Origin of the sequence: Bacillus massiliigorillae, assembly GCF_000380245.2 — a bacterium.
In the GTDB taxonomy this organism is placed as follows: Bacteria; Bacillota; Bacilli; order Bacillales; family DSM-1321; genus Bacillus_AD; species Bacillus_AD massiliigorillae.
The window spans coordinates 418,256-430,978 of the sequence record NZ_HG428742.1 but is presented as its reverse complement, the minus strand read 5'-3'; the positions used below and the strand labels follow the sequence as shown (position 1 = coordinate 430,978).

Annotated in this window: 11 protein-coding genes; 9 read left to right on the top strand and 2 right to left on the bottom strand. The window is 36.4% G+C overall.

Going from position 1 to position 12,723, the window contains the following annotated elements; genetic code table 11:
* The first annotated feature begins 332 nt into the window (after positions 1–332).
* Positions 333–1,367 carry an L-threonylcarbamoyladenylate synthase gene (locus TX86_RS18115; protein WP_154663159.1) on the top strand — a complete coding sequence of 345 codons (1,035 nt, stop codon included), beginning with the start codon at positions 333–335 and terminating at the stop codon, positions 1,365–1,367.
* Positions 1,368–1,428: 61 nt separating this feature from the next.
* On the opposite strand, the gene TX86_RS25895 is transcribed toward TX86_RS18115, so the two are convergent.
* Positions 1,429–2,223 carry a hypothetical protein gene (locus tag TX86_RS25895; protein WP_052343734.1) on the bottom strand — a complete coding sequence of 265 codons (795 nt, stop codon included), beginning with the start codon at positions 2,221–2,223 and terminating at the stop codon, positions 1,429–1,431.
* Between the two features lie 338 nt (positions 2,224–2,561).
* Between TX86_RS25895 and TX86_RS18105 the strand changes: the two genes are divergently transcribed.
* The 8 genes from TX86_RS18105 (at position 2,562) to TX86_RS18070 (ending at position 11,747) form a co-directional block, all read left to right on the top strand.
* Complete coding sequence (locus TX86_RS18105; RefSeq protein WP_154663158.1) at positions 2,562–3,116, top strand: manganese efflux pump MntP; 555 nt, start codon at positions 2,562–2,564, stop codon at positions 3,114–3,116.
* A gap of 122 nt (positions 3,117–3,238) precedes the next feature.
* Positions 3,239–5,221, top strand: coding sequence for a transporter substrate-binding domain-containing protein (locus tag TX86_RS18100; RefSeq protein ID WP_154663157.1), 1,983 nt, complete (start codon positions 3,239–3,241; stop codon positions 5,219–5,221).
* A gap of 5 nt (positions 5,222–5,226) precedes the next feature.
* Positions 5,227–6,609, top strand: a complete 1,383-nt coding sequence (locus TX86_RS18095; protein ID WP_042351050.1) for a sigma-54-dependent transcriptional regulator — start codon at positions 5,227–5,229, stop codon at positions 6,607–6,609.
* 179 nt (positions 6,610–6,788) lie between these two features.
* Complete coding sequence (locus tag TX86_RS18090; RefSeq protein ID WP_042351048.1) at positions 6,789–7,808, top strand: TAXI family TRAP transporter solute-binding subunit; 1,020 nt, start codon at positions 6,789–6,791, stop codon at positions 7,806–7,808.
* Between the two features lie 37 nt (positions 7,809–7,845).
* Positions 7,846–8,940 carry an ABC transporter substrate-binding protein gene (locus TX86_RS18085; protein WP_042351047.1) on the top strand — a complete coding sequence of 365 codons (1,095 nt, stop codon included), beginning with the start codon at positions 7,846–7,848 and terminating at the stop codon, positions 8,938–8,940.
* Positions 8,941–8,968: 28 nt separating this feature from the next.
* Positions 8,969–10,054, top strand: coding sequence for an ABC transporter ATP-binding protein (locus tag TX86_RS18080; protein ID WP_042351046.1), 1,086 nt, complete (start codon positions 8,969–8,971; stop codon positions 10,052–10,054).
* Positions 10,018–10,953 carry an ABC transporter permease gene (locus TX86_RS18075; protein WP_042351044.1) on the top strand — a complete coding sequence of 312 codons (936 nt, stop codon included), beginning with the start codon at positions 10,018–10,020 and terminating at the stop codon, positions 10,951–10,953. Before TX86_RS18080 ends, TX86_RS18075 begins: the two co-directional genes overlap by 37 nt.
* On the top strand, positions 10,953–11,747 hold the full coding sequence (locus TX86_RS18070) for an ABC transporter permease (protein ID WP_081707752.1): 795 nt from the start codon (positions 10,953–10,955) through the stop codon (positions 11,745–11,747). The genes TX86_RS18075 and TX86_RS18070 overlap by 1 nt, the downstream gene beginning before the upstream one ends.
* Positions 11,748–12,078: 331 nt before the next feature.
* Here the strand turns inward: TX86_RS18070 and TX86_RS18065 are convergent, their stop codons facing one another.
* Positions 12,079–12,714, bottom strand: a complete 636-nt coding sequence (locus tag TX86_RS18065; protein ID WP_042351042.1) for an aspartate/glutamate racemase family protein — start codon at positions 12,712–12,714, stop codon at positions 12,079–12,081.
* Between the last annotated feature and the right edge of the window lie 9 nt (positions 12,715–12,723).

The window sequence follows — 12,723 nt, the reverse complement described above, 5'->3', positions numbered from 1 at the left end:
TCCACAAAATGTGGATAAATCTGAAATTTATACACATTTTTCTTATTGTAAAGTGGTATCGACGAAATCATGTGAATAAATTCGGTTAATAATTTGTTCAGCGGTCTATGATATAAGTCCATAGATTTCAAGTGCCACAAATAGATATTCCTAAAGTATAAGTGAGTAAATAAATGTTAATGTAGCTGATAACCAACGGCTAATTAAGCATAAAAGTGCTCTCAAAAGTGATTGGAAATCATTTTGAGACAGCTGCTCTTTTGTGAATAAGGTATAATAGGGTATAATTTTACTTGATAAATGAGTGATCGACATAATAGAAGGTGTACAAATTGAAAACAAGTGTATGGAATATAAAAGAAGCTGTGGATAACCATTCATTACTAAAGGAAGCGGCTACTCTTTTGCAGAAAAATGAAGTAGTAGCTTTCCCTACGGAAACCGTGTACGGATTAGGAGCTAATGCAAAAAGTGATGAAGCTTTAAAGAAAATCTTCACTGCGAAAGGGCGTCCTAGTGATAATCCACTGATTATCCACATCGCTAGCATTCAGCAAGCGAATGAAATAGTAGAAGAAATACCAGAAATGGCACAAGTATTAATGGACGCTTTTTGGCCTGGTCCATTGACGCTTGTTTTACGAAAGAAAGCTGGCTTATCTGATGTGGCAACTGCTGGTTTAGATACGGTAGCCATCCGTATGCCAGATCATCCTATTGCACTTTCACTTATTCGTGAGGCGAATTTGCCAATTGCAGCACCGAGTGCCAATCTTTCTGGCAAACCAAGCCCTACAACGGCTCAACATGTTGAAAAAGATTTGGCAGGTCGTATTAGTGGAATTGTGGATGGTGGAGAAACGGGTGTTGGAGTGGAATCGACTGTAGTTGATTGCACGGAAGCGGTACCTGTCATTCTGCGTCCCGGTGGTGTAACCAAGGAAGAACTACAGCGAATCATTGGAGAAGTAAAAGAGGATACGGCACTTCATAATAAGGAAGCAGCTCCGAAATCTCCTGGTATGAAATATACACATTATGCCCCTGAAGCTCCATTTGTGCTTGTGGAAGGTAGTCCAATGTTTATTCAAAGTTTAATGGATGAGAAAAAAGCAGCTGGCAAAAAGGTTGGCGTTCTTACAACCGAAGAAAACAAAGAGTTCTATCAAGCGGATTGCATTATTCCATGTGGTCAGCGAAGTAAGTTATCAACAGTTGCTTCAGGATTATATGATGCATTACGTGCATTTGATGAATGTAATGTGGATGTGATATTTGGGGAAGTGTTCCCAAGAGAAGGAATTGGTGAAGCCATTATGAATCGAATGATGAAAGCGGCTGGTCATACAGTAGTGAAAGAAAAATAAGCTAAGTAGATGAGAAAAGGAAGTTATGCTCTAAACGCATAACTTCCTTTTCTCATGTATTCTATAAAGAAGCAAGAATTTCTTCTTTTCTCTTTTCACGTTCTTTTTCTGTTAGTCTTGGGCAAACATAACATTTCTTACCATTATTTCGACAATCGTACAGGCAACAAGCGGAGCGCATTATAAACTGTTCCCCAGGCTGATATGGATTATCTGTGTAGCGGATTTTATGTTTAAAGGGATTTCGTAATCGATGAAATAATTCGGGTGACAAACTTTCTGATAGAAGATCAGCTTGTCGGTTGAATCGTGCGATTATTTCTTCATTTCGTTCATTTTTAGACATATAGTCTTTGACCATACCAAGAATTCCACCGAATTGAAGCCAAATCATTGAAGGCTTTACATCGGCTACTTGTGCAATAGATTCTACAGCTGGTGTGACTACGCTAGAAATAAATGTTTGCCAATCGTCTAAAACAAATGATTCTTCCTCTTCAATAGGAACATCTTGATATTGCAATTCGTTAATTTTATACCCTAAATGCGAATGGTCATTGTGAACTTCGATTTGGAAGGTTAGGTTCTCTAATGATAAATCTAAAACTTTATTGTATTGAGTGAGAAATAATAGTTTTGTTAAGCATAAATTACAGAATGATGTTCCGAAAAAAGAAGCAGGTAGATCTAAACCATATGCTTGAACAGTTTTGCCAGCTGCCAGCATCATTTCTTTTATGCGAAGTGGATTATATAAGAAATCAGTTGCTGGCATTTCCTCAAGAGGGTTGTGAGCACCTTCAGGAGAAATATGAAAATAGCTTTTGGCTAATGAAAAATCGAAAAGTTGTGTCACTCATGTCACTTCCTTTAATACGGTTAGACTAACAGAAATAGAATTCATATATTAGAATGTTTATATTTATCGTTGAAAATAATGTAATTCTCTTGGGGCAGCGAGTTGTATGTACTCTATGTATCAATTTGTTGATAATAATTATCATTATCATAGGGAGTATTTTATCATAAAGAAAAATATCTGACAATTCAACGGTGTTATATTTTTCAAATTCAGTTGGAGGTTATGAGTGTTAAGGTAGAATCGAAACTTTTATATGGCGTATTGTTTTTTCATTCTATTTGCGTTAGGACGGGCATATGTTTAGATAGCACGTCCGAGGGAGGTAGAAGTATTTGGATACAATGGTGGGCGAATTTTTAACATTGCTTTTAATGGCATTCGCACTTGGAATGGATTCCTTCTCTGTAGGGTTAGGTATGGGAATGTTTAACCTACGTTTAAAACAAATCGCATATATCGCGTTAACAGTAGGATTATTTCATATTATTATGCCTTTAGCTGGAATGATTGCTGGTCGATTTCTTTCGGATCAATTTGGCTCATATGCTACCTATGCTGGTGGATTACTTTTAATTTTATTAGGTATTGGCATGTTCATATCTGGATTAAAGGGTGAAAGTGAATCTCTTGTGGCACCCGTAGGTATCGGGCTATTTATTTTCGCTATAAGTGTCAGTTTAGATAGTCTTTCGGTTGGATTGACGTTAGGAATATATGGAGCGAGGACTATATTGACAGTGTCGCTTTTTGGATTAGTTGCAACAATTCTTACTTTATTTGGCTTATTATTGGGGAGGAAAGTTCAAGGTTTCTTAGGAGCGTATAGTCAAGTGCTTGGTGGTAGTGTTTTATTAGCATTCGGTGTAAAGCTTTTCTTGCCTTTATAGAACATGATATATTCAAGAGAGGCTTCTACCTAGTTGAGTAGAGTCAGTTTATAATAGAATGATTAGAACAACTAACTGCGTTTAGAAGGTTAGAGCTTCTTAGAGGGGAGTGTTCATAAGGGTTGAAAAAAATACTTCATATGGGTCGTTATATAGCATTCTTCTTACTCATTCAATTCATTTGGTCCCCTGAAGTATCAGCAGAAAAGAAAGTATATAAAGTAGCAGGAGATACTCTGTTACCTCCTTTTTCATATACAAAGGAGGATGGAACTCTTACAGGAATTAGTATTGATTTAATGGAGAAAATAGCCGATAATAGCGATTTACTATTCGAATATGTTCCAATGAGTATCCAAGAAGCTGAAAAAGCTTTACAGAAGGGAACTATTGATGCCATTGCAGGTATATCATATAGTTTAGAGAAAGATCGCATGTTTGACTTCTCGATACCATATTTCACCATGTCGGATTCACTCATCATTCCTAAGGAGAGTATGGGAAGCATTCATGGAATAACAGATGTTAGGAAGTACCATGTTGTATTAGAAGATAAAACATTTGCATTAGATACGATGTTGAACATGAGGAATACAAACTTAACATTAACGACTAACCAATTTACTGCACTAAAAATTTTGATGAATAGAAAAGCAGAAGTGTTTGTAGGTAATAAGTGGACAGCAGCTTTCTATTTACAGTATTTTAACCAAGATCGTAATTTTATTATTCTAGATGAGGTAATGAATACATCTGATTATGCTATTGCAGTGCGAGATGGAAATGAAGCATTGCTCTCATCCATTAATGAAACGCTCAATACACTGCAAGCAAAAGGTGAAGTGAATGAATTAGTTGATAATTGGATTAGGCCCCAACGGCAAGCAGAAATAGCTCGACTAGAGCACTTTGTTGCACTTCTTTTAATAGGTATTGCTATTGCTGCACTTATTGTGCTCATTATTTATATTATTAATAAACGCCTACAGAAAGCAGTGAGGGAACAAACGAGTAAGCTTACACAATTAAATCAAGATTTACAGCAACAACAGCAAAGAACTGCAGATAGTAATGCGTTTAAAGAGCAAATATTAAACAATATTGATACGGGAATTGTCACATTAGATAATGATTTAAAGATTACGAGTTGCAATGCTCAGGCGCTAGAAATGTTAAAATTAAATCATGTTATTTCGCTTGATTTGCAATATTCTTACCTATTAGAGCAAATATTGCAACATTATAATTCAGAACATTCAGAAACAAAAAAGCCTGTTTCTCGTTTACTTGAAGTTGTTCAAAGTGGTAATAAGCAAGTTATATATTATTGCATGTTAGAAATGTTCGATTCGCAACAGAAACAAACAGGTTATTTATTATCTATGAATGACGAAACGGAGAAGAAGAATCTTGAGCAAAAGCTTATTACGCAAGAGAAGTTACATGCACTTGGACAACTTGTCGCAGGAGTAGCTCATGAAATTCGGAACCCGTTAACTTCTATTAAAGCATTCATTGACATGTTACCTACTAAATATGATCGACCTAAATTTCGTGAAGTTATTATTGAACATTTACCTGCTGAAGTAAATAGACTCAATATGATTGTGACAGATTTGGTAGATTACGCAAGACCAAGACCACCGAATAAACAAGAATACTCGATTAATGAGCTCGTCTCATTGCTAACATTTCTACAAGTAACAATCGATAAAAACCAAATTATGTTAGAGCAACACTTAAACTATAATCTAGTATTTTACATTGATCCACAACAAATACGGCAAGTGTTGTTAAATCTTTTATTAAATGCGATTGATGCTGTAGAACATGCCGAAGAAAAACGAATTACTATTTCAGTAGAAAATGCAGATGAAGGCATGGGGAAAATTATTATTACAGATACGGGTAAAGGAATGACTCCTGAGGAGTTAAATCATATTTTTGAACCGTTTTATACAAGTAAAGAAAAAGGAGTAGGATTAGGCTTAACACTATCTTATAACTTAATTAAAGAGAATAACGGAGAGATACAAGTAAGCAGTCAATTGAATAAAGGAACACAGTTTACGCTTACTTTACCTTTATATCAAAAGGAGTTGTGAATATTATGAAGCCAAGTGTACTAATTATTGATGATGAACAAGCAATCTGCGCTTCCTTAAGCTTCGCGCTCGAAGATGATTATCAGATAGAAACAACTACTAATCCAGAAGAAGGTTTGCAAATAGTAAATGATCAGTTAATTGATATCATCCTATTAGATCTTCGTATTGGTAGTCATAATGGCATTGATGTGCTACAGAAGATTAAGCAACAATCACCATCTACCGCGGTTATCATGATGACTGCCTATGCTTCCATTGAATCTTCTATCGATGCTATTAAAAAAGGTGCTTACTACTATATTGAAAAGCCGATTAATATGGAAGAGTTGCATTTGCTTTTAATGAGAGCGGTTGAATATAAGAAAATGTCGAATGAGATAGAAACGCTACACGAAGAATTAGAGCAAAGAAAAGGATATGACCACTTTCTAGGTAAAAGTAAATCGATGCAACATGTATTTTCTATGATTGAGCGAATAAAAGATATTGATTCAAGCGTGCTCATTTTAGGTGAAAGTGGGACAGGGAAAGAACTAGTTGCTAGAAATATTCATAATAGCGGGAAGCGAAAAAATGGTCCCATTCAAATTGTAAATTGTGGAGCTATTCCTGAAGCATTGCTAGAATCGGAGTTATTTGGCTACGAAAAAGGTGCTTTTACAGGCGCGACGCAAAGGAAAGAAGGAAAATGGGTAGCAGCAAATGGAGGTACACTTTTTTTTGATGAAATTAGTGAGATGCCTTTGCCTCTACAGGTTAAATTATTACGTGTATTGCAAGAGCGGGAGTTAACACCTTTAGGCTCGAATAAGAAGATTCCACTTGATGTTCGCATTGTTAGTGCAGCGAATAAGAATTTAGAGCAGATGGTGAAGGATGGTACATTTCGCCAAGATTTATACTTTAGATTGAACGTAATTCCTATTTCTATGCCACCATTGCGAGATCGAAAAGAAGATTTACCGATATTAATAGATTATTTCATACAGAAATATTGTGAAGAAATGAATCGTGGGAAGAAATTTTTTTCGAAATCAGCTCAGAAACTCTTGTTAGATTACAGTTACCCTGGTAATGTACGTGAACTTGGTAATATTATAGAGTACTCAGTAGCATTATCAATAGAAGAAGAAATAACGGATATTGATTTACCTGTTTCGGTTCAAAAGCAAGAGTCTACTTTCTCAAGAAGTGAGCATGAGGATGATGAAGAACAAATGAAGCTTCCAATAGGGATAACGATGAAGGAAATCGAAAGAGAAGCGATTATAGCAACTCTTCATTATTGTGGAAATCATCGTCAAAAAACAGCTCAAACGTTGCAAATATCGGAACGTAGTTTGCGGGATAAAATTAAGTTATATGAAATTGAACATAAGAAATAATGGAAAAAATGTAGAATCGGCATAATTTGCAGGGGAAATCGGCAAATTATGCCGATTTTTATTTGAATAAATTTGAATTTTTAATGAAATTTACCTTGTAAACGCATACAAAAAGAGAGATTCCCTATTATGGCACAGTACTTGCATTGTTTTATAACAAGAAAGGAGTTTAGTGAATTATGAGAAACAGATTGCTAATTGTAACAACACTGATATTCGCAGTGTTACTCACAGGATGTACATCTGCGTCGAGTAATCAAGAAACCCCTTCTATAGTTGGAAAGTCATTACAAGAAACACCTATTTCAAAAGACAGCATTTTTAATGATGTCTTAATTATTGCAACGGGGGATATGTCAGGGGTGTATTTTCCATTAGGACAAGCACTAGCTCAAATATATGAGCAAAAAAACAAAGCAAAAGTTGGTACGCAGGTGACGAATGCATCAGTAGACAATATGGTTCTAGTTAGCCAAAAGAAAGCGGATTTAGGATTTGCAACAGCAGATGTATTAGATGCTGCGATTATGGAGAATCCAGACTCGCAACGTAATATATCACAATTACGAGCACTCGCAAGTATTTATTCTAATTATTTGCAAATCGTTACGACTAAGACGAGTGGTATTCACACTTTTGCAGATCTTAAAGGAAAGCGAATTAATGTTGGTCAAGAAGGAAGTGGGACGAGGATAATGGCTGAGCGTGTGCTACGTGAAGCTAATCTCACGGAGAAGGATTATCAATCGCATACACTTTCTTTTTCCCAATCAGCTGATGCACTTCGTAATGGATCAATTGATGTTGCTTTTTTCTCTTCAGGTTTACCCAATCCTGAGTTATTAAAGCTCTCATCAGAGATTCCTATTTCGCTTTTGGCGATGCCTACTGAATTAGCAACTAAGCTTGAAGGAAAGTATGACGTGTACACCAAAGATGTTATTTCAAAAGAAACATATCAGGGATTGGCAGAAGATGTTCACACCGTTTCTGTGCAAAATATCTTGTTGATTCACCAAGATGTCTCAAATATAGAGGCATATAGATTAGTAGAGTCGCTATATTCGAATTTGGGTGATCTCCAAGCCATCCATTCAGCAGCAAATGGTATTAATCTTTCGAAAGCAATAACAGACATCCCAATTAAGTATCACCCAGGAGCATTAACGTATTACAGAAAGCAAGGAATAATTCATTAATCGATTGATGAAAAGAAAACAAGGGGGTCAATGGAAAATGAAAAAAATGATTAGTGTACTTATCATCATGATGTTAGCTATTATTTCGGGTTGTGGAGCTCCTACTCCAAAGAAATCAGAGGGTTCAAGTGAAAAAGCAAGTGGTGATGTAAAAGAAATTACAGTAGCAGGTAATGGTGGCGTTATTGAAAGAGCTGTTCGTGACATTGTTGCGCCTCAATTCGAAAAAGATACAGGTATCAAAGTTAATTATATTGCAGGTCTATCAGGTGAAATTCTATCAAAAGTTGAACTGCAAAAAAATGCACCAAAAATTGATGTAGCATTCTTCGTACCAGTGGACGTAGTACGTGCAAAGGAAAAAGATTTAATCACGCCTATTGATGAGTCAAATGTTGAAAACATGAAAGCTGTTAATAAAGATTTCATTGCGGTTGATAAAGCAGCTGCGCCAGCATTTGGTTTAGTAATTGCACCAGCTTATAACACAGAAAGCTTTAAGAAAAACAAAATTAAAGCTATCGAATCATGGAATGATTTAGCTTCTCCTGATTACAAAGGTCAAACAGCATTTGCAGATATTACAAATGACTGGGGCTTCAATACGCTTAATGCATTAGCCATCGCAAATGGTGGAGACATCACAAATGCTGAAGCAGGTTTTGCAAAAGCAAAAGAATTAGCAGGTTATTCAACAACATTCTATAAAAACTCAACACAAATGATGCCAGCAGTACAACAAGGTGCTGCGGAAGTAACAGTTATGGGTAGTTATGCAATTGCCGAATTAGCGGCTTCAGGTATTCCTATGAAAATGGCTGTTCCAAAAGAAGGTGTTCCATTACAAGCGTTCAGTGCTTCTTTAGTAAAAGGAACTCCTAAAGAAAAAGCAGCAATCGAATTTATTAACTATTTAATTAGTGAAGAGGCTCAAAAAGCTATTTCTGAAAAAGGTTTCTATCCAATTGTTGAAGGCTTAGATATTCCAGATAAATATAAAGAATCTATCGGCTTAACAGAAAATGATAAAACATTCAAACCAGATTTCGTGAAGTTTGCTGAAGTTCGTGCTGCTTATACTGATCGCTGGGCAAAAGAAGTAACACCGGAATTAAAGAAATTACTTAAATAAAGACACAGAAAAGGGGAGTAGAAAGTCTATGCAGGCAGTGAAAAACGATGTACAAATCAAAGGCGCATTTAAACAATTTGGATCAAACGTTGTTCTTAATGGAATTGATCTAGAAGTGAAACAGGGGGAATTACTTACCCTGCTTGGACCTTCTGGCTGTGGGAAAACAACAACATTGAACTTAATAGCAGGATTTCTTGAGGCAGATTCAGGAGAGGTATTTATTAAAGAGAAGAATGTAACGAAAACACCACCTTATAAGCGCGATTTAGGAATGGTATTCCAAACATATTCTTTATTTCCTCATATGACTGTTTATGAAAATCTTAGCTTTGGATTAAAACTTCGTAAAGTACCAAAAGCTGATCAAGCTAAGAAAATATCACGTTCTCTAGAATTAGTGAAAATGTTGGGTCTAGAACATCGTTATCCACGTGAATTATCAGGCGGACAACGCCAACGTGTTGCTATTGCCCGTGCCCTTGTTGTAGAACCGGAATTGCTCTTGCTAGACGAACCTCTTTCTAACTTAGATGCGAAATTACGTCATGAATTACGTGCTGAAATTAAACGTCTTCAAAAAGAAATTGGCGTAACAACTATTTTTGTAACGCACGACCAAGAAGAAGCATTATCGATGTCAGACCGTGTAGTTGTTATGAATGGCGGTAAAATTGAACAGATTAGTACGCCTACGGAAATTTATAATCATCCTAAAACAGAATTTGTATTTAACTTTATCGGTAAATCAAATTCGTTTGAAGGAAAGATTGTTGGTGTCGAAAATCAAAAGATTTCGGTGCAAATGGCTGACGATATTTTCCCTGTAGATATTGACAATATTTTAGGAGAAGATCGCTCCTGCCGTGTAGGAGATGAAGTGAAGCTTTATATTCGTCCAGAGAAAATCAAAATTGAATCGACGAGTGCAAATCATTTGCATAAAGCAACGATTACGCAAATGAACTATTTAGGAACAGCGTGGGAAGTAGATGTAACACTATCAGGAAAGTCATTACAAATTTTAACGCCTGCTTACGATTCTTCCTGGCAGGTAGGAAGTGAGGTGTATGTGGGATGGAGTCCGTCAGAAACTATGCTAATGAAGAAGTAAATACAGAAGGCAGCCCGAAAAAACTAGCAAAGAGAAAGAAAAAAAGAAGCTGGACGCCAGGCTTGCTCCTGCTTACACCTATTCTACTTTTTCTATTTGGTTTCTTTATCGTACCGATGCTTTATATTCTTTATTTAAGTTTTATTTCGACAGATAATATTGATGCAACTGATGCCGTTTATAGCTTAAAGAACTATGCGCAAGTATTTACGGATCCTTATTATTTAAATTCTCTATGGATTACAGTAAAAATAAGCTTATACACGGTTGGACTTTCATTATTATTAGCGTATCCAGTAGCGTTAACAATGGCGAAAAGTTCACCTCGTGTTCGCGGTTATATCGCATTATTAATTGCATCTCCGCTATTAGTTAGTGTTGTAGTACGAAACTTTGGATGGTATTTATTGCTGCTTCCAAATGGAACAATCAATCAAACATTACTTGATTTAGGAATCATTAATGCACCGCTTGAATTGTTATTCTCGGAAATAGGAGTAGTCATTGGGCTTTCGAATGCCTATTTACCATTCATGATTTTAGCTATTTCAACTAGTTTGTATAATATTGATCCATCATTAGAGAAAGCGAGTGCGATTCTAGGTGCTAGCCCGATGCGTAACTTCTTCTCTGTAACATTGCCTTTAAGCTTACCGGGAATTGTTTCTGGATGTGTATTAGTATTTAGTCTTTCTATGAGTGCGTATGTTACACCGGCTCTTATGGGAGGGGCAAACGTACCGATGATGCCAGTTGTAGCGTATGACCAAATTAATAATTTACTACGATGGACATTCGGCTCAGCTATTTCTTATGTGCTATTGGCAACAACGCTACTTATCGTCATGCTCTTTACACGTGGCTTTGAATTAAGCAAGTTTAAGGAGGTATTCCGATGATGAAAAATTTAGGTAGACTTCGTCTTTTTGTAGCGATTATCAGTATTATTTACATTTTGATTCCGTTAATTGTTGTTATTCCAGCTTCATTCACAAGCGCGAGCTATCCAAGCTTTCCACCAGAGGGATTTTCTGTCCAATGGTATACAGCTTTATTAGATCGTCCTGAGTTTACAGAAGCATTATTAAATAGTGTGAAGTTTGCTCTATTAGCAGCTCTTTTCTCTGTAATATTTGGTACACTTGGCGCATTAGCGATTGCAAAGTATGACATTCCAGGTAAATCGTACATTACGTCATTGCTTACAGCACCTTTAAGTGTTCCACAGCTTGTACTAGGAATTGCATTATTGATTTACTTTACTCCAATGATGCTTGCTGGTACATCAACTGGCTTTTTATTAGCACATGTTGTTATTTGTATTCCTTATGTAATTCGTCTTGTATTAACGGGGCTTAGTGGTTTCGATTATAATTTGGAACGAGCTGCAGCAATACTTGGAGCAAGCCCTTTAACGGTGTTCTGGAAGGTAACACTTCCGCTTATTCGACCAGCTATTATTTCAGGAGCACTGTTTGCATTTTTGACGTCATTTGATAATGTAACGATTTCGTTGTTCATGGTTTCATCTGATATGCGTACATTACCAATCGAGATTTTCTCACAAATGCAAGATTCATATAATCCTATCGTAGCTTCTGTCTCTAGTGTAGTAATATTTATTTCTGTCATTTTGATTGTTATTTTAGAGAAACTACAAGGGGTAGGAAAGGCGTTTGGAGGTTCACATTAAGTTGTATAGGTAAAATAAATGCTCCGGAGTAGTTAGTATTCTACTGCGGAGCATTCGTATTTAAAAGAATTGCAAGGTGTCTATCCTTACACTTGCCACATTTGGAAATAAGCTGATTTTAAATTAAAAAGGACCGGTGACGGTTTTTCTTGCAAGGTAAGAAAGCATATAATTTTGTGCGGTGTCTAGCTCCAGCGCCCAGCGACTAGTAGATTTCGCCCATCTCCCTACGATAAGTCAACACGAAAAAGGCTACCGCCTCTTCGTGTTTCCTTTATCTCAGTCGAAGTGCTCCAATCTATACGTCGCAAAACGGACGCTTGCGCTTTTCTTATGTACTACGTATATACTCAATACATTTTTTCGCTGAAGCACCTGGCGCAGTTAATAGAGGAACAGTTGTTTTCACTTGATCGGCAACGTGTTCCATACTATATTGCGATAGAACAATAACGTCTACTTTACCATCCAAATCGTGAATCATTTTACGCACTTTTTCATCATGTTCTGCTTGCTGACCTTGAAAGAGTAAGTGAATAATTCCAGCATCAACTTGAGAATCAATGATGATATCTGGATTTTTGCCTTTCAGGTAATGAGAGAGGGCAATAGGTGTTTCTCGAACAGTTGAAACTAAGCCAATCCGTTTATAAGCAAGTGCTGAGTCTAGCATAGCTTCATCAGAACGAAAGAGTTTCACATTATAAAGAGGTTGGAGAATATCAGTGAGTGTATTGAATGCTGAGCAAGTTAGTTGTATGGCATCTACATTGGATTGACTAGCTAAATTGATTAATAGAGAAAAGCGTCGTGTAATATCAGCGGTTAAAGATCCGCTTTGTTCTAGCATTTCTAATAAACCCGTATCCATAAAATGTAGCAGTTCAACATCGGGTGCTTCTTTATGGAAAGCTTTCTCTATAGGCTTTAAAGCTGTTGTAGTGGCGTGAACACATCCTACTTTCATATTATTCCT